Consider the following 17875-nt stretch of genomic DNA (forward strand, 5'->3'; position numbering starts at 1 on the left):
GTTTACGGTGAAGGTGGAAACATGGACGAGCTTTACATCCTTGGCTGTTTGTTCCTGGTTTTTGCGCTGGTGGTGGCACCCGTGCTGGCGGTTATAGGTTTTAATCGCAGCACGGCGGCGCGCCAGGAGATCGCCCGGCTACGCCAGCGCATTGAGGCGCTAGAGCAGCGCGGCGTGCCTGAAAGCGCGCCGGAGCCGGTGCAAGCCACCGCACCGGTGGCTGTGACCGCGCCGGTGGTTGAGGACGCTCCCGCGCCTGTCGACCCCTGGCGCCCCGATACTCCCGCTGCCGTGGCAAAACCCGCTCCCGCCCCGGCGCCTGCGGCAAAACAGCCTTCTGCCTTTGGCGGCATACTAACGTCGCTGGTGCGCTGGTTCATGCAGGGTAATCCGCTGGCGAAACTTGGGATCTTGCTGCTCTTCCTCGGTCTTTCATTCCTGCTGCGCTATACCGTTGAACATTCCCTGTTCCCGCTTGAGCTGCGCCTCGTGGCAACGGCGCTATTTGCCATCGTTCTGCTGGCGGTTGGGTGGCGGCTGCGGCACAGGCAGCGTGTCTATGCGCTGATCCTCCAGGGCGGGGCTACCGGCGTGCTCTACCTGACGGTGTTTGGCGCATTCCGGCTCTGGCAAATGCTGCCGATGACGCTGGCCTTTGCGCTTCTGGTGGTGATATGCGCGGCGAGCGTCGGGCTGGCGGTGCTGCAGAAGGCGCTGAGTCTCGCCATGCTGGCGAGCCTCGGCGGGTATCTTGCGCCGCTGCTGTTGTCCACCGGGGGCGGCAGCTTTGTCGCGCTGTTCTCTTTCTATCTTCTGCTTTCTATCGGGATTCTCGTTATCAGCATCTGGCAGCACTGGCGCGAGCTGAATCTGCTCGGGCTGCTGTTTACGTTCGGCGTGGGCGGCCTGTGGGGGCTGAATGACTACCAGCCTGAAAACTACTGGGTCTGCCAGCTGTTCCTGATTGCCAATACGCTGATATTCGGCGTCCTGAGCGTGGCGCTGTCGCTGCGGGCGCAGGAGAAAGGGAAGCAAATTATTGACGGCGTGCTGCTGTTTGCCCCGCCGCTGATCGGTTTCGGAATGCAGTACGGCATGACCCGGCACTGGGAATATGGCCCGGCCCTGAGCGCGCTGGGATACGGCGCATTTTATCTTACCCTCGCGTTCCTTGCGCTGCGGCGCTATCCCTCTATCGGACGACCGCTGGTCATGGCTGCGCTGGCCATCGGCGGCGGGTTCGCGACGCTCGCGATTCCGCTGGCGCTGTCGGCGCGCTGGACGGCGATGGCCTGGGCGCTGGAAGGGCTGGGTATCCTCTGGCTGGGCGTGCAGCAGCATCAGCGTCGCATGAGCTATAGCGGGACGGCGCTGCTGGTGCTGGCGCTCGGCAGCGCGCTGTGGGCGCAAACGAACGGCGTTTCGTCGCTGAGCCTGCTGCTGATCTTCATCATCCTCAGCCTTTGCTGGCTGGCTGCGGCCTGGCTGTGGCGGACTCTCTTTATGCCGGTCAGTTGGGCGCTGCTTGCCGGTGGGCTGCTGTTCTGGCTCGTGGCGCTATTGGGCGCATCGGGGCTGGTGATGACGCAGGAATTACCGATTCTGGCGGGCGTGCTGGCGCTGACGGCGGCGTCGGTCTGGGGCTGGCGGCAGGTGGCTGCGCGTTTAGCGTGGCGGGAGCTGGATGCCAGCAAATGGCTGCTGTGGCCGGTTATGCTGCTGATGGTGGGGTATCAACTCTGGCACCAGCAGATCGTTGCCGCCGGCTGGTCGAATCTCGCCTGGTGCGTTGCGCTTCCTGCCGCACTGATGCTGCTGCGGCGCGACGGTAAAAGGCTCCTGCCGCGCATCGCGATGGGGCTGCATCTGTCGCTGTTCTGGATGATTTTACTGGCGTTGGCCGCCGAGCTTTACTGGTTTACCCGGTCGTTGCCGTGGGGCATGGCTGCCTGGGGCAGCGGATTAGCGATGGCTGCAGGCGGCGGGGTGATTATGGGGCTCTCTGCAGCCGTAAGGCGTCGCGGGTGGCCGTTCCGGGAGTGGCCTGCACTCTATGCCTGCCTTGCACCGATCCCCGTGGTCGTGGCGCTGCTGGTATTGCTGGTGGTGACCAATTTCCAGGACGGCGTGGTCTATCGTCAGACCTGGCTGCCGCTAGTAAACCCGCTTGAGGAAGGCGCGGCGTTCGCGCTGCTGGGGCTGGTGGTCTTTTATCGGGCTGTGGATCGCTACTACCCGGCGTGGCTCTCGCAGGCCCGCCCGTGGCCTGCCGTCGCGATGATGGCGTTTGGCTTCTGGTGGCTGAACGGTGCGCTGATGCGCGCGCTGGCCTGGTACGGTGATGTGGCCTGGAATATGGCATCGCTGTGGGATTCGCGGCTTATCCAGACCCGTTTTGCCCTGTTCTGGATGCTGAGCGCGCTGGTGGTCATGATCCATGCCACCCGTCGGGCTTCCCGGCAGGAGTGGCTTAGCGGTGCCGCGCTGCTGGGCGTGGTAATGGTTAAACTGATGCTGGTGGACAGCGCGGGCGGAGGCGGTTTGTCGCGCGCGGTGGCGTTTATCGGCGTGGCGATACTGGTTCTGATCGTGGGGTATTTCTCACCGCTACCGCCCAAAACAGGAGATGAAAAATGAAATGGATGAAAGCGGTAGCCTGTACCGCGCTGCTGGCGCTTTCCGGCCCGGCGTTCTGCGACGAGGGACAAACGGAAGCGCCCCAGGACTATGCCTTTGGTCTTTCACTCGATACATCTGTTCCTTCCCGGTGGTATCGGGTGATGCTGCCGCTGGCCGTCTATGAGCAAAGCACGTCGCCGGATCTGCACGATGTCCGCGTCTTTAATCAGTCGGGCGAGCCGGTTCCCTTCAGCCTGGTCACCGCGACGCGTCCACAGGCGCCTGTGCAATCTACGGCGCTGCGCCTCTTTCCCCTGGACGCCTCGCCGCTTGCGCCTGCGCGAGACGGTGGTGATAGCGATAAGATCCTGCTTCGTTCCGGAAGCGGCGTGGAGATTGTGCTCGAGGGGCAAAAAGCCGCCGCAGCCGGGCAACATTATCTGCTGACCCTGCCTGAGCAGGCGACGGGGGAGATGGCTCTATCCCAGCTGCAGCTGCTCTGGAATCCCCCTCAGACGCCGTGGCAGGGAACGGCATCGGTCTATTACAGCGAAGATCTTAAACGCTGGTATACCCTGCGCGAGGATATGCCCTTGCTGGACGTCGTCAGCGGCCAGGATCGTCTTAAGCTCGATCGGATCGATACCGATACGGTTTTATCTCCCGATGCGAATCGCTATCTCATGGTGGTGCTGAACGCGCAGAGCCAGGGGATAACCCTGACCGGCGTAAACGCAATTAGCGCACCTGCTCAGGCGGTCCCGGAAGCGGTCAATCTTGAGGGGGAAGGGAAGATGTTATCGACAAGTGAAGCGCAGTGGCGCTGGGCGCACCCGCAGCCGCTGAGTGCTGTCAGCATCTCACTGAATGGCGATGGCGTCCTTCCCGTGGAGATAGCGTGGCGGAGTTCGGAAAAAGACGCGTGGCACCCCCTGAAGAAAGAGGTCCTGTACCGTCTGGAGGGGAAAACGTCGCCACCGGTTTCGCTTCACGGGGGGCTTGTGCAGGCAGTGAAAATCACAACGCTGAACGCGCGTCTGCCAGCATACCTGCCGAGCGTGACGGGACATCGCGACCGCTACGATCTGGTGTTCAACGCGCAGGGGAAAGCGCCGTACGTGCTCGCCTGGGGCAACGGCGCCGCAAAACCTGCCAGCGTGCAGCCCGGCATGCTGATCCCAGCCGACCTCCGCAAGACCTATGATATGGCGAACCTGCCGCAGGCCGACATTCGTGATGATGTCGCGTTAGGCGGCGAGGAGCGTCTGACCGCCACCTCTGCGGCCGAGCGGGAGAGCAGGATGAACACGCTGCTGGTATGGGGCGTGCTGATTGCAGGGGTGATTCTGCTGGCGGGCATGGCCTGGCGCATCTGGCGAGAGACGCAGCGTAAGGCATAAAAAAAGCCCGCATTTGCGGGCCTTCGTCGTAAACCGTGCCGATTACAGGCTGGATACGTTCTCGGACAGGTATTTAGCCACGCCGTCTGGAGACGCGTTCATACCTTCTTTTCCTTTTTCCCACTGAGCCGGGCACACTTCACCGTGCTCTTCGTGGAACTGCAGCGCGTCAACCATGCGCAGCATTTCGTCGATGTTACGACCCAGCGGCAGATCGTTCACAACCTGGTGACGAACGATGCCGTTTGCGTCGATCAGGAAAGAACCACGCAGGGCAACGCCAGCGTCCGGATGTTCGATACCGTAAGCCTGCTGGATTTCGCGTTTGATGTCCGCAACCATTGCGTATTTCACCGCACCGATGCCGCCATTTTCGACAGGGGTGTTACGCCATGCGTTGTGTACAAATTCAGAGTCGAAGGAGACGCCAACCACTTCCACGCCACGCTTCTGGAATTCTTCATAACGTTTGTCGAACGCGATCAGCTCAGACGGGCAAACGAAAGTGAAGTCCATTGGCCAGAAGAACAGAACGGTCGCTTTACCGTTGGTGTGCTGTTTGAAGTTGAAGTTTTCAACGATTTCCCCGTTGCCCAGAACTGCTGCAGCTGTAAAATCCGGAGCCGGACGAGTTACCAGAACCATATGATTCTCCTGTAGATACTAAGGTTATTTGGAACGCAACGCGGGCCAGTATAGAGAGTGTTCGGGAATAAGACAAAGAGGTGGTGACAATCGTTCCGCCAGCTTTTACCTATCAATGTCATTTTTATACACAAAATCATTCAAGTTGCATCAAGGCGGCAAGTCTGGGAATCCCCGGGAGCTTACTGAAGTAAGTGACTGGGGTGAGCAGACGTAGCCAACGCAGAGTCAGCTTGAAGGATGAAGTGTATTTAGAGCTGTTTGTTTTTCGCCTGCGCCATCATGCGCGGGTAAAACTGCCAGAAACGCGTTTCCAGCGCATCGTAATGTTCATCCAGGTCATACCAGGAGTCGCGCAGCGCATCCAGACGCGGGCGGCGGCTCGCCATCCCGTCCAGCACGTTCTGGATGAAATCCATCTCGCCGTAGCGCTCCAGCCAGCGTTCCGACCACAGGTAGTTATTCAGATTCACAAATCGCGGCGGTGAGTCCGGTAAAATAATCGACACCTGCTGATGGGCATAGCGCACAAATTCGGGCAGCGGCATCTCCGGCGACAGCTGTTCCCAGTGGCGCGACAGGAAGTGATCCCACATCACATCAAGCGTGATCGGCGCAACGCGGCGCGTCTCAGGGCGAAACCACGCTTTGGCTTCCGTCACTTCCGGCAGGTTATCGGTCAGCACGTCGATGCGGCGGTGCATAAAAATTCCGTCGACAACCTCAGGGGAATACGCTTCTGCGGGGTTGCCGCGTACAAAATCGGCCAGCAAATTGCCGGAAAGGGAGCTGTCAGCGAGGTGTGCGAGATGCAGGTGAGCGAGAAAATTCATGCGTTTTATTTGTCCGGGGGCGGCTAGTTGTTGCAGCAAAAGAGTGTGAGCACTAGACTATGCCGCCTGTTTTTAAGTCACGAGTATACGTCATGCGCGTCGCCGATTTCTCCTTTGAACTACCTGAATCCCTGATTGCTCACTATCCCATGCCTGAGCGCAGCAGCTGTCGCTTACTGTCACTGGATGGGCCAACGGGCGAGCTGACGCACGGTACTTTCACCGATTTGCTCGACAAGCTCAACCCTGGCGATCTGCTGGTCTTTAACAACACCCGCGTGATCCCGGCGCGCCTGTTTGGCCGTAAAGCCAGCGGCGGCAAGATTGAAGTGCTGGTCGAACGTATGCTCGATGATAAACGTATTCTGGCACATATTCGCGCCTCCAAAGCGCCGAAGCCGGGCGCTGAACTGCTGCTGGGCGATGACGAGAGCATCAAAGCGACCATGACCGCGCGTCACGACGCGCTGTTTGAGGCGGCGTTTGACGACGAGCGCACGGCGCTCGATATCCTGAACGCCATCGGCCATATGCCGCTGCCGCCGTACATTGAGCGTCCGGACGAAGAGGCCGACCGCGAGCTGTATCAGACCGTCTACAGCCAGAAGCCGGGTGCCGTAGCCGCACCAACCGCGGGCCTGCACTTTGATGAGCCGCTGCTGGAGAAACTGCGCGCGAAGGGCATTGAGATGGCGTTCGTGACGCTGCACGTCGGTGCAGGCACCTTCCAGCCGGTGCGCGTGGACAGCATTGAAGACCACATCATGCACTCTGAATACGCCGAAGTGCCGCAAGAGGTTGTGGATGCGGTGCTGGCGGCGAAAGGCCGCGGTAGCCGCGTGATTGCTGTGGGCACAACTTCCGTACGTTCGCTTGAGAGCGCCGCGCAGGCCGCCAAAAGCGATCTTATCGAGCCGTTCTTTGGCGATACGCAGATCTTTATCTACCCGGGCTATCAGTACAAAGTGATTGATGCACTGGTGACCAACTTCCATCTGCCTGAATCGACGCTGATTATGCTGGTTTCCGCGTTTGCCGGTTATCAGCATACGATGAACGCCTACAAGTCTGCGGTAGAACAAAAATATCGCTTTTTTAGCTACGGGGACGCGATGTTTATCACGTACAATCCGCTGGCTTTGAATGAGCGTGTCGGGGAATAAGTCCGCGGCACCAGAATAATGTGCTGGACTGTTTTTCTGGCACAGAGGAATAAAAATGAAATTTGAACTCGATACCACCGATGGCCGCGCGCGTCGCGGTCGCCTGGTGTTTGATCGCGGCGTGGTGGAAACCCCCGCGTTTATGCCTGTGGGCACGTACGGCACCGTAAAAGGGATGACGCCGGAAGAAGTTGAAGCCACTGGCGCACAGATTATCCTCGGTAACACCTTCCACCTGTGGCTGCGTCCGGGTCAGGAGATCATGAAGCTCCACGGCGACCTGCATGACTTCATGCAGTGGAAAGGTCCCATCCTGACCGACTCCGGCGGCTTCCAGGTATTCAGCCTGGGCGATATCCGCAAGATCACCGAAAAGGGCGTTCACTTCCGAAACCCAATCAACGGCGATCCGATTTTCCTCGATCCCGAAAAATCGATGGAGATTCAGTACGATCTCGGCTCCGACATCGTAATGATCTTTGACGAATGTACGCCGTACCCGGCGGACTGGGACTACGCCAAGCGCTCCATGGAAATGTCCCTGCGCTGGGCGCAGCGCAGCCGCGACCGTTTTGACTCCTTACAGAACAAAAATGCGCTGTTCGGCATCATCCAGGGCAGCGTTTACGAAGATTTACGCGATATCTCCGTTAAAGGTCTGGTAGAGATAGGTTTTGATGGCTACGCTGTCGGCGGTTTGGCTGTGGGTGAGCCGAAGGAAGACATGCACCGCATTCTGGAACATGTCTGCCCGCAAATCCCGGCGGATAAACCACGATACCTGATGGGTGTGGGTAAACCAGAAGACCTGGTTGAAGGCGTTCGTCGCGGCATTGATATGTTCGACTGCGTTATGCCAACCCGCAACGCGCGTAACGGTCATCTGTTCGTGACCGATGGCGTGGTGAAAATCCGTAACGCGAAGCATAAGAGTGACACCAGCCCGCTCGATTCCGAGTGCGATTGCTATACCTGTCGCAATTATTCTCGCGCGTATCTGCATCATCTCGATCGTTGTAACGAGATTTTGGGCGCGCGTCTCAATACCATTCATAATCTTCGTTATTATCAGCGCTTAATGGCTGGTTTACGTCAGGCTATCGAAGAGGGCAAATTAGAGAGCTTCGTGACCGATTTCTACCAACGTCAGGGCCGGGATGTCCCACCTTTGAACGTTGATTAATTTTAATAATGAGGGAATTTGAATGAGCTTTTTTATTTCTGATGCGGTAGCAGCAACAGGTGCTCCAGCGCAGGGCAGCCCGATGTCTCTGATTCTGATGCTGGTTGTGTTTGGTCTGATCTTCTACTTCATGATCCTGCGTCCACAGCAGAAGCGCACCAAAGAGCACAAAAACCTGATGAACTCCATTGCGAAAGGCGATGAAGTACTGACCAACGGTGGCCTGGTCGGTCGCGTGACCAAAGTAGCGGAAAGCGGCTACATTGCAATCGCGCTGAACGACACCACTGAAGTGGTTATCAAACGTGACTTCGTAGCTGCCGTTCTGCCGAAAGGCACCATGAAGGCGCTGTAATCCCAACTTTTCCCAAAGGGAACTGCCGTGTTAAACCGTTATCCTTTGTGGAAGTACATCATGCTGGTCGTCGTGATTATCGTCGGCCTGCTGTACGCGCTTCCCAACCTGTATGGTGAGGATCCGGCCGTTCAAATCACTGGCGCGCGCGGTGTCGCCGCCAGTGAGCAAACGCTGATCCAGGTCCAGAAAACGTTACAAGAAGAAAAAATTACCGCTAAGTCTGTGGCACTGGAAGAGGGCGCAATTCTTGCTCGCTTCGACACCACCGACACGCAGCTCCGCGCCCGTGAAGCGCTGATGGGCGTGCTGGGTGATAAGTATGTCGTGGCGCTTAACCTTGCTCCTGCAACCCCGCGTTGGCTGGCTGCGCTGAACGCAGAGCCAATGAAACTCGGTCTTGACCTGCGTGGCGGCGTTCACTTCCTGATGGAAGTGGATATGGATACCGCGCTTGGCAAGCTGCAGGAACAGAACATCGACAGCCTGCGCAGCGATCTGCGTGAGAAAGGCATTGCGTACACTACCGTGCGTAAAGAAGATAACTACGGTATGAGCATCACGTTCCGCGACAGCGCGGCGCGCGACCAGGCTGTAACTTCCCTGTCTCAACGTCACCGCGATCTGGTCATCACCTCTCAGGGCAGCAACCAGCTGCGTGCAGTGATGACGGATGCGCGTCTGAGCGAAGCGCGTGAATATGCCGTTCAGCAGAACATCAACATTCTGCGTAACCGTGTAAACCAACCGGGCGTGGCCGAGCCGCTGGTACAGCCTCAGGGTGCTGACCGTATCGTGGTGGAACTGCCGGGTATCCAGGATACCGCGCGTGCGAAAGAGATTCTGGGTGCAACTGCAACCCTGGAATTCCGCCTGGTTAACTCCAACGTCGATCAGTCTGCTGCCGCCTCTGGCCGTATCCCAGGCGACTCCGAAGTGAAACAGACCCGCGAAGGTCAGCCGGTTGTGCTGTACAAACGCGTGATACTGACCGGTGACCACATCACCGACTCCACTTCCAGCCAGGATGAATACAACCAGCCGCAGGTTAACATCTCGCTGGATAGCGCGGGTGGTAACATCATGTCTAACTTCACCAAGGACAACATCGGTAAACCGATGGCGACCCTGTTCGTGGAGTACAAAGACAGCGGTAAGAAAGACGCCAACGGTCGTGCCGTGCTGGTGAAAGAGGAAGAGGTGATTAACATCGCCAACATCCAGTCTCGCCTGGGTAACAGCTTCCGTATCACCGGTATCAACAACCCGAACGAAGCTCGCCAACTGTCACTGCTGCTGCGTGCCGGTGCGCTGATTGCGCCAATTCAGATTGTTGAAGAACGTACCATTGGTCCAACCCTGGGCATGCAGAACATCAAGCAGGGTCTGGAAGCATCTCTGGCCGGTCTGGTGGTTTCCATCATCTTCATGCTCTTCTTCTACAAGAAGTTTGGTCTGATTGCGACAAGCGCGCTGCTGGCGAACCTGGTGCTGATTATCGGTATTATGTCTCTGCTCCCAGGGGCAACGCTGACCATGCCGGGTATTGCGGGTATCGTTCTTACCCTTGCGGTGGCGGTCGACGCCAACGTACTGATAAACGAGCGTATTAAAGAAGAGCTGAGTAACGGTCGCTCTGTGCAACAGGCGATTGAAGAAGGCTATAAAGGGGCGTTCAGCTCCATCTTCGATGCGAACGTAACAACACTGATTAAGGTTCTTATCCTGTATGCAGTGGGTACTGGCGCGATCAAAGGCTTTGCAATTACAACCGGTATCGGTGTTGCAACGTCGATGTTTACCGCTATTGTCGGCACCCGTGCCATCGTGAACCTGCTGTACGGCGGCAAGCGCGTCAAAAAGCTGTCTATCTGAGGAGTGCGTTGTGGCACAGGAATATACTGTTGAACAATTGAACCACGGCCGTAAAGTCTGGGACTTTATGCGCTGGGACTACTGGGCCTTCGGCATTTCAGGTTTTCTGCTGATTCTGTCCATCGTCATTATGGGCGTGAAAGGCTTTAACTGGGGTCTCGACTTTACCGGTGGTACGGTCATCGAGATCTCCCTGGAAAAACCGGTCGATATGGACCAGATGCGCGAATCGCTGCAGAAAGCGGGCTTTGAAGAGCCGCTGCTGCAGAACTTCGGCAGCAGCCGCGACATCATGGTGCGTATGCCTCCGGTACACGACGCCAACGGCAGCCAGGAGCTGGGTAGCAAGGTTCTGAAGGTTATCAACGAATCGACCAGCCAGAATGCGGCGGTGAAGCGTATTGAGTTCGTTGGCCCGAGCGTGGGTGCGGACCTGGCGCAAACCGGCGCGATGGCGCTGATGGTGGCGCTGATTTCCATCCTGATCTACGTTGGCTTCCGCTTCGAGTGGCGACTGGCTGCAGGTGTGGTTATCGCGCTGGCGCACGACGTGGCCATCACCATGGGCGTACTGTCTCTGTTCCATATTGAGATTGACCTGACGATTGTGGCATCCCTGATGTCCGTTATCGGTTACTCACTGAACGACAGTATCGTGGTATCTGACCGTATCCGTGAAAACTTCCGTAAGATCCGTCGCGGTACGCCGTACGAAATCTTCAACGTGTCGTTGACCCAGACGCTGCACCGTACCTTGATCACATCCGGAACGACCTTAATGGTTATCCTGATGCTGTATCTCTTCGGTGGTCCGGTGCTGGAAGGCTTCTCGCTGACCATGCTGATCGGTGTGTCTATCGGTACGGCGTCGTCTATCTACGTCGCGTCCGCACTGGCACTGAAACTCGGCATGAAGCGCGAGCACCTGCTCCAGCAGAAAGTCGAAAAAGAAGGGGCGGATCAGCCGTCAATTCTGCCGTAAGACAGTGTCTTAGGCGTTATCGAAATCCCGGTCTGTTGGCCGGGATTTTTTTTATCTGCTCCTGACAAACACTCCTGACAGTATGCTGTCAGGAGCCCTGTCGTAGACTTCTTCTGAACCCAACAACAGGCAGGAGGAAGTATGAAAAGTGTGATTAACTGGTTTGAAATTCCGGTCGCCGATATGGATCGCGCCATCAAATTTTATGAACCGGTAATGCAGGTTACGCTGAAGCGCGAGAAAATGGACGTGGCAGAGCTGGCGATTTTCCCGCATGAAGACCCGGCAACCGGCGGGGCGCTGGCGAAATTTGACGGCATTACGCCGTCGCAGCAGGGCGCTATTATTTATCTGCATACTGACAATCTGGCGGCCACGCTCGATCGCATTGCCTCTGCGGGCGGTGCGTGCGTCTTTGGTCCGCTGGAATTGCCGCGAGGCATTGGCACCATTGCCTTGTTCACCGACAGCGAAGGTAATCGCGTCGGCCTTCATCAACCGGCCTGAGAGCAAAAGAGACGATGACCCGACGCGCTGACCGTTTGTTTCAGATTGTGCAGATCCTGCGGGGCAGGCGTCTGACAACGGCAGCGCATCTGGCGGAGAGGCTCGGCGTCTCCGAGCGCACTGTTTATCGCGATATCCGCGACCTGTCTCTCTCTGGCGTGCCGGTAGAGGGCGAGGCGGGAAGCGGATACCGGCTTCTGTCGGGCTTTGACCTGCCGCCGCTGATGCTGACCAATAAAGAGTCCGAGGCGCTGATGGTGGCAATCCGTCTGCTGAAAACCTGGGGCGGAGAGTCGTTGTCGCGCGAGCTGGAGTCGGCTCAGGAGAAGGTGCTGGCGATCCTGCCCGAGGAGAGCCGACGCAAGGCGGAGCAGACGCGTATATATGCGCCGGATATTGCGCTTCAGCCCCATTCCCGCAGCGGATTTGATGTGATTCATCAGGCGATATCTGCGCAGCGCGTGCTGGCGCTGCATTACCGTGATGAGGCCGGGCAGTTAACCTGGCGTGAGGTGCAGCCGCTTGGGGTGTTCTTCTGGGGGGAGCACTGGCTGTTGGCTGCGTGGTGCGAGCGGCGCGATGACTACCGCTGTTTCCGGCTCGACCGATGCCTCAATATTGTGCAGACGGAGAGGCGGTTTAGCGAGAGTGCTGACAGGTCATTGGCGGATTTTTTGCGGAAGGTGAAGCAGTAAAAAGCCAGGTGGCGAGGTAAAAGCAAAACGGCAACATCGTTGCCGTTTTTTGTGTTTGCGCCCTCTCCCACGGGAGAGGGAAGGGGTGAGGGCACCAGCCCGCACAATCTCGCACAGGTTAGAAGTTATAACCTACAACCAGGTAACCACCCCAACCGGTAGAACGGACGCTGAAATCGCCGTTACCGAAGTTCAGGCTCGCGTCGTCGTTCCACTGACCACCGTTATGCCAGTAACGCGCAACAACAGAGTAGTGCCAGTGATCGTAGTTCAGCGCCAGGATGTGGCTGGAAGCGATGGAGTCGTTGGTGCGCGCTTTCTTACCGTTCAGATCGCGGAAGTCGTTGTCGCCCAGGTCTGAGCCCCAGTCAAAGTTGGTGAAGCCGATGTAGCTCAGGTTGCCGCCCCACAGCTGGGTGATTGGCACAAAGTATTTCACTTTGAAACGGTAGCCGTCCCACTCGTTTTCGTTCGCGGCGCCGTAGTTCTGCCACTGGTACTTCGCGTACACGTTCATGGACAGGCTCATTGGCAGACCGGTATCGATGTCCGTACCCAGACCCATGTACCAGGTGCTCTGACGACCGGACTTGTTACGGCCCATGTCGTAGATATAGTTGTTTGCGAAGTACCACTCTTTGAACGGACCAAACGCCAGGCTGGTGCCAGTCAGCTTATCAATAGAGAAGCGTGGTTCGATCTCCATGAACAGCGGGGAACCGTGGTTCCAGATACCTTTCGCGTCGGTGTTACCACCGAAGAAGACCGGTGCATCCATATAACCATAGAAATCAAACCAGTCTTTCTTGGCGAACGCTTCGTATTCCAGGTAGGTATCGTTACGGATCTGAGGTCCGAAACGGGTGTGGTAGCTGCCAACCACGTTAACGCTCTGGTGCCACCAGTCGGAGAGGTATTGTGGTTTATCGTTTTCCGCTGCGTTAACAGTGAAAGAGGAGGAGAGTGCCAGTACAGCACCGGCTGCGAGTAATGTTTTTTTCATAATCATGCCACTGATTGAAATTCCCTTCCGGGAGTGAAAAATGCGCGATTTGCGTATCAAAATATTTCGTGTTTCTGCGGAGCCTATTATAGGAATCCTTGCTCACAAAAATATGTGTTGTTTCACATATCTCTCACATGCGTAATCGATTGCGTTCACGTTTGCGTACTTTAAACGGCCGGGATTGTAACGGCAAACATTTATGTTGCCAATCCATACGAAATGTAAATGTTAGCGGAGTGACATTTCACTCCGCTAAAAGAGGAGGTTATTGCGCGGCGGGTTGAATGTCGTGAATGCGGATAAAGCCCAGCTGTTCTGGGGTGAGCCCACTCAGCTGTAGCGGGATATCAACATCGCTCGGGGCCAGCGTGCTGGCGGGGGCGGTGAAGAGCTGGTTCTTCACGTTCACTTCCTGGTAGCTTTCCGTGGTGCCCTGAATCTGGCCCCACTCTACGGTGCCGCTGAACGCGGGAAGCGGATCGTTGGATTCACCCTGAATGCGTAATGTTGCGCGAGTACCATCGGCATTCGCTGCAACATTCACCAGAGACATCTTTAACGTGCCAATCTGGCTGTTCAGGCGGGCAGGCGTGTTGGCACCCGGCAGCAGATAAACGCCGCTGCTGGACTTCGCATTCAGCGCATTTTGCTGGGTGATTTTCACGGTCTCTTTGTTCAGCTTGTCCATGGCCGCATTGAGCGTGTTCACGCTTTGTTTCATTTCGCGGACTTCAGTTTGCTGTGCACAGGCGCTAAGGGTAAAGAGGCTCCCCACCAGCAGAATTCTCAGGTAACGTCTTGTCATTGCGTTTATTTCCTTGAAATAACGGATCGCCTATATGGTAGCCAGCTTCATTGTGTCTGACATAGATCCTTTGTCTCAAAAAGCTCTTCCTTTGTTGTCAGGCCAGATCAGGGTAAAATGAAAATCAGTTAATCGGATTACAGGGATACCGTATGCATTGCCCATTCTGCTCCGCTGTGGATACCAAAGTCATCGACTCTCGCCTGGTGGGCGAAGGGTCTTCCGTACGCCGTCGCCGACAGTGTCTGGTGTGCAACGAGCGTTTCACGACCTTTGAAGTTGCAGAGCTGGTAATGCCGCGCGTGGTGAAAAGTAACGACGTGCGCGAGCCGTTCAATGAAGAAAAGCTGCGCAGCGGAATGCTGAAAGCCCTCGAAAAACGGCCCGTCAGCGCAGACGATGTCGAAATGGCGTTAAACCACATCAAGTCTCATCTTCGTGGCTTAGGTGAGCGCGAGGTGCCGAGCAAAATGATCGGTAACCTGGTGATGGAACAGCTGAAAAAGCTCGATAAAGTCGCCTATATCCGCTTCGCCTCTGTCTACCGCAGTTTCGAAGATATCAAAGAGTTCGGCGAAGAGATCGCCCGCCTACAGGATTAAGCCCATGCAGGACGAGATGTACATGGCACGAGCCATGAAGCTGGCGCAGCGTGGTCGTTTTACTACCCATCCGAACCCGAACGTGGGGTGCGTTATTGTCAAAGAGGGCGAGATCGTGGGCGAAGGCTATCACCTTCGTGCGGGCGAGCCCCACGCCGAGGTGCATGCCTTGCGCATGGCGGGCGAGAAGGCGCGCGGTGCCACGGCCTACGTTACGCTGGAGCCCTGCAGCCATCACGGGCGTACGCCGCCGTGCTGTGAGGCGCTGATTGCAGCGGGTGTGTCGCGCGTTGTTGCATCAATGCAGGATCCGAATCCGCAGGTGGCTGGACGCGGTCTGTATCGACTTCAGCAGGAAGGCATTGACGTCAGCCATGGGCTGATGATGCAGGACGCGGAAGCGATTAACAAAGGCTTCCTGAAGCGTATGCGTACCGGGTTCCCGTACATTCAGCTCAAGCTGGGCGCCTCGCTGGACGGTCGTACGGCGATGGCAAACGGCGAGAGCCAGTGGATCACCTCGCCGCAGGCAAGGCGCGATGTGCAACGTCTGCGTGCGCAAAGCCATGCTATCCTCACCAGCAGTGAAACCGTTTTGGCTGACGATCCGGCCATGACCGTGCGCTGGGACGAACTGAGTGCCGATACCCAGGCGCTTTACCCGCAGGAGAACCTGCGTCAGCCGCTGCGCATTATTATTGATAGCCAGAACCGCGTGACGCCGGATCACCGCATCGTGCAGCAGCCGGGTGAAACCTGGATTGCCCGCACGAAGGAAGATACGCGTGAATGGGCGGAAGGCGTGCGCAGCATCATGGTGCCGGAGCATAACGGGCATCTGGATTTAGTCGTGCTGATGATGTTGCTCGGCAAGCAGCAGGTCAACAGCATCTGGGTCGAAGCCGGGCCTACGCTCGCCGGTGCGCTCTTACAGGCTGGGCTGGTGGATGAATTGATTGTCTACGTTGCGCCTAAACTGTTAGGGCACGACGCGCGCGGCCTGTTTGTGCTGCCTGGCCTTGAAAAACTGGCCGACGCACCACAACTCAGATTCAGCGAGATTCGTCCGGTGGGTCCGGATGTCTGCCTCCATTTAACGACAGCGTAATTGCTCCCGAAATAGGGAAGCAGTGCGCAAAGTATTATGATAAAATCCGCCCCCCTGCGGGGCCAAATGAACCCGTAAAGGAAGAGTATGAACATTATTGAAGCTGCTGTAGCTACCCCGGACGCTCGCGTCGCCATCACCATTGCGCGTTTCAACAACTTCATCAACGACAGCCTGCTGGAAGGTGCGATTGACGCCCTGAAACGTATCGGCCAGGTTAAAGATGACAACATTACCGTTGTTTGGGTTCCAGGTGCTTACGAACTGCCACTGGCGGCGGGCGCGCTGGCGAAAACCGGTAAATACGACGCGGTGATTGCGCTGGGTACTGTTATTCGTGGCGGCACTGCGCACTTCGAATACGTTGCGGGCGGTGCAAGCAATGGTCTGGCTCACGTTGCACAGGATGCTGAAATTCCTGTCGCATTCGGCGTGCTGACTACCGAAAGTATTGAACAAGCCATCGAACGTGCTGGCACCAAAGCCGGTAACAAAGGTGCAGAAGCTGCACTGACCGCGCTTGAAATGATCAATGTATTGAAAGCCATCAAGGCCTGATTTTTTTGTAAGGGGAATTCCGTGAAACCTGCTGCTCGTCGCCGCGCCCGTGAATGTGCCGTTCAGGCGCTTTACTCCTGGCAGTTGTCCCAGAACGACATCGCTGATGTTGAATACCAGTTCCTGTCAGAACAGGACGTGAAAGATGTTGACGTTCTGTACTTCCGTGAACTGCTGTCGGGAGTGGCGACTAATAGCGCGTATCTCGATGGCCTGATGAAGCCATACCTGTCTCGCCTGCTCGAAGAGCTGGGCCAGGTGGAAAAAGCAGTGTTGCGTATCGCGCTGTTTGAGCTGTCTAAACGTGATGATGTGCCGTACAAAGTGGCCATCAACGAAGCGATCGAACTGGCGAAAACCTTCGGCGCTGAAGACAGCCACAAGTTTGTAAATGGCGTACTTGATAAAGCAGCACCTGCGATCCGTCCCCACAAAAAGTGATCCGCAAACCGGAGTTCTGCATTGCCTGACGGGCAGTGCGGCTCCGGTTTTTTCTTTTATTTGCTGAGGCATAACGTATGGCATGCGGCGAATTCTCCCTGATTGCCCGTTATTTCGACCGTGTCAGAACCTCTCGTCTTGATGTTGAAACCGGCATTGGCGATGACTGTGCACTTCTCAATATTCCCGAAAAACAGACGCTGGCAATCAGCACCGACACCCTGGTGTGCGGGCGTCATTTCCTGCCCGATATCGATCCTGCCGATCTGGCGTATAAAGCGCTGGCGGTGAACGTTAGCGATCTGGCGGCGATGGGTGCCGATCCTGCCTGGCTGACGCTGGCTCTGACGTTGCCAGAGGTCGATGAAGCCTGGCTGGAAGCGTTTAGCGACACGCTGTTTGAACAGCTGAATTATTACGATATGCAGTTGATTGGCGGTGATACCACTGCCGGGCCGCTGTCGATGACGCTGGCGATCCACGGCTATGTGCCGCTCGGCCGCGCGCTGAAGCGCTCGGGCGCAAAACCAGGCGACTGGATCTACGTGACCGGTACGCCGGGTGACAGCGCGGCAGGGCTGGCGGTCCTTCAGAACCGTTTAACGGTTGGAGATGCTGATGATGCGGCGTATCTGGTGAAGCGCCATCTGCGGCCAACGCCGCGTATTCTGCACGGCCAGGCGCTGCGCGAGCGGGCAAGCTCGGCTATCGATCTCTCTGACGGGCTGATCTCCGATCTCGGGCATATCCTGAAGGCCAGCGGCGTGGGCGCACGCGTTGACCTGGATCTGTTCCCGCTGTCGGAGCAACTGCTTCGCCATGTCGAACCTGAGCAGGCGCTGCGCTGGGCGCTTTCCGGGGGTGAAGACTACGAGCTGTGCTTCACCGTACCGGAGCTGAACCGCGGAACGCTGGACGTGGCGTTAGCGCACCTCGGCGCGAAATTTACCTGCATCGGGCAGATTATGCCGGAGAGCGAAGGGCTGAAGTTTGTCCGTGAAGGTGCGCCGGTGACGCTCGACTGGAAAGGGTACGATCACTTCGCGTAAGTTTGTGCGCTCTGTATTACCGGGTGGCGCTGCGCTTACCCGGCCTACA

At 57.0% G+C, this 17875-nt stretch carries 18 protein-coding genes; 14 read left to right on the top strand and 4 right to left on the bottom strand.

What is annotated here, in order from left to right; all coding sequences use genetic code 11:
- Positions 1–21: 21 nt before the first annotated feature.
- Both ENTMO_RS0105750 and ENTMO_RS0105755 read left to right on the top strand, forming a co-directional pair.
- Positions 22–2637: a DUF2339 domain-containing protein gene (locus ENTMO_RS0105750; protein WP_010428034.1), complete on the top strand. Its 2616-nt coding sequence runs from the start codon at positions 22–24 to the stop codon at positions 2635–2637.
- A complete protein-coding gene (locus ENTMO_RS0105755; RefSeq protein ID WP_010428036.1) occupies positions 2634–4019 on the top strand; it encodes a DUF3999 domain-containing protein in 1386 nt (461 codons plus the stop codon). Before ENTMO_RS0105750 ends, ENTMO_RS0105755 begins: the two co-directional genes overlap by 4 nt.
- A gap of 42 nt (positions 4020–4061) precedes the next feature.
- On the opposite strand, the gene ENTMO_RS0105760 is transcribed toward ENTMO_RS0105755, so the two are convergent.
- Positions 4062–4664, bottom strand: coding sequence for a peroxiredoxin C (locus tag ENTMO_RS0105760; protein WP_010428037.1), 603 nt, complete (start codon positions 4662–4664; stop codon positions 4062–4064).
- A gap of 251 nt (positions 4665–4915) precedes the next feature.
- The gene (gene acpH, locus ENTMO_RS0105765) at positions 4916–5497 is read right to left on the bottom strand and encodes an ACP phosphodiesterase (protein WP_010428038.1); all 582 of its coding nucleotides are present in this window, start codon (positions 5495–5497) and stop codon (positions 4916–4918) included.
- A gap of 92 nt (positions 5498–5589) precedes the next feature.
- Here acpH and queA point away from each other — a divergent pair, with 92 nt between their 5' ends.
- The 7 genes from queA to ENTMO_RS0105800 all read left to right on the top strand — a co-directional run bounded on the left by queA (position 5590) and on the right by ENTMO_RS0105800 (position 12257).
- Positions 5590–6660: a tRNA preQ1(34) S-adenosylmethionine ribosyltransferase-isomerase QueA gene (queA, locus tag ENTMO_RS0105770; RefSeq protein WP_010428039.1), complete on the top strand. Its 1071-nt coding sequence runs from the start codon at positions 5590–5592 to the stop codon at positions 6658–6660.
- 55 nt (positions 6661–6715) lie between these two features.
- On the top strand, positions 6716–7843 hold the full coding sequence (gene tgt / locus ENTMO_RS0105775; protein ID WP_010428041.1) for a tRNA guanosine(34) transglycosylase Tgt: 1128 nt from the start codon (positions 6716–6718) through the stop codon (positions 7841–7843).
- A 22-nt stretch (positions 7844–7865) separates the two neighbouring features.
- The gene (yajC, locus tag ENTMO_RS0105780) at positions 7866–8198 is read left to right on the top strand and encodes a preprotein translocase subunit YajC (RefSeq protein ID WP_003021544.1); all 333 of its coding nucleotides are present in this window, start codon (positions 7866–7868) and stop codon (positions 8196–8198) included.
- 27 nt (positions 8199–8225) lie between these two features.
- Positions 8226–10073 carry a protein translocase subunit SecD gene (secD, locus tag ENTMO_RS0105785; protein ID WP_010428058.1) on the top strand — a complete coding sequence of 616 codons (1848 nt, stop codon included), beginning with the start codon at positions 8226–8228 and terminating at the stop codon, positions 10071–10073.
- A 10-nt stretch (positions 10074–10083) separates the two neighbouring features.
- The gene (gene secF, locus ENTMO_RS0105790; RefSeq protein ID WP_010428060.1) at positions 10084–11055 is read left to right on the top strand and encodes a protein translocase subunit SecF; all 972 of its coding nucleotides are present in this window, start codon (positions 10084–10086) and stop codon (positions 11053–11055) included.
- Positions 11056–11196: 141 nt separating this feature from the next.
- Positions 11197–11562 (top strand): VOC family protein, encoded by a 366-nt coding sequence (locus ENTMO_RS0105795; RefSeq protein WP_010428062.1) that lies wholly within the window; start codon positions 11197–11199, stop codon positions 11560–11562.
- Between the two features lie 14 nt (positions 11563–11576).
- A complete protein-coding gene (locus ENTMO_RS0105800; protein ID WP_010428064.1) occupies positions 11577–12257 on the top strand; it encodes a helix-turn-helix transcriptional regulator in 681 nt (226 codons plus the stop codon).
- Between the two features lie 118 nt (positions 12258–12375).
- Here ENTMO_RS0105800 and ENTMO_RS0105805 read toward each other — a convergent pair whose 3' ends face one another.
- Both ENTMO_RS0105805 and ENTMO_RS0105810 read right to left on the bottom strand, forming a co-directional pair.
- Entirely contained in the window at positions 12376–13260 is an 885-nt protein-coding gene (locus ENTMO_RS0105805; RefSeq protein WP_010428066.1) for a nucleoside-specific channel-forming protein Tsx, read from the bottom strand.
- A gap of 268 nt (positions 13261–13528) precedes the next feature.
- Positions 13529–14068, bottom strand: a complete 540-nt coding sequence (locus tag ENTMO_RS0105810) for a SadB/YajI family lipoprotein (RefSeq protein WP_010428067.1) — start codon at positions 14066–14068, stop codon at positions 13529–13531.
- A gap of 152 nt (positions 14069–14220) precedes the next feature.
- Between ENTMO_RS0105810 and nrdR the strand changes: the two genes are divergently transcribed.
- The 5 genes from nrdR (at position 14221) to thiL (ending at position 17826) form a co-directional block, all read left to right on the top strand.
- Entirely contained in the window at positions 14221–14670 is a 450-nt protein-coding gene (gene nrdR, locus ENTMO_RS0105815; RefSeq protein WP_006176872.1) for a transcriptional regulator NrdR, read from the top strand.
- Between the two features lie 4 nt (positions 14671–14674).
- Positions 14675–15778: a bifunctional diaminohydroxyphosphoribosylaminopyrimidine deaminase/5-amino-6-(5-phosphoribosylamino)uracil reductase RibD gene (gene ribD / locus ENTMO_RS0105820; protein ID WP_010428073.1), complete on the top strand. Its 1104-nt coding sequence runs from the start codon at positions 14675–14677 to the stop codon at positions 15776–15778.
- A gap of 87 nt (positions 15779–15865) precedes the next feature.
- Positions 15866–16336, top strand: coding sequence for a 6,7-dimethyl-8-ribityllumazine synthase (gene ribH, locus ENTMO_RS0105825; protein ID WP_006176874.1), 471 nt, complete (start codon positions 15866–15868; stop codon positions 16334–16336).
- A 21-nt stretch (positions 16337–16357) separates the two neighbouring features.
- Positions 16358–16777, top strand: coding sequence for a transcription antitermination factor NusB (gene nusB, locus ENTMO_RS0105830; RefSeq protein WP_006809908.1), 420 nt, complete (start codon positions 16358–16360; stop codon positions 16775–16777).
- Between the two features lie 77 nt (positions 16778–16854).
- The gene (gene thiL / locus ENTMO_RS0105835) at positions 16855–17826 is read left to right on the top strand and encodes a thiamine-phosphate kinase (RefSeq protein ID WP_010428077.1); all 972 of its coding nucleotides are present in this window, start codon (positions 16855–16857) and stop codon (positions 17824–17826) included.
- Positions 17827–17875: the final 49 nt, after the last annotated feature.

The sequence above is a fragment of the Enterobacter mori LMG 25706 genome (assembly GCF_000211415.1).
GTDB classification, from domain to species: Bacteria; Pseudomonadota; Gammaproteobacteria; order Enterobacterales; family Enterobacteriaceae; genus Enterobacter; species Enterobacter mori.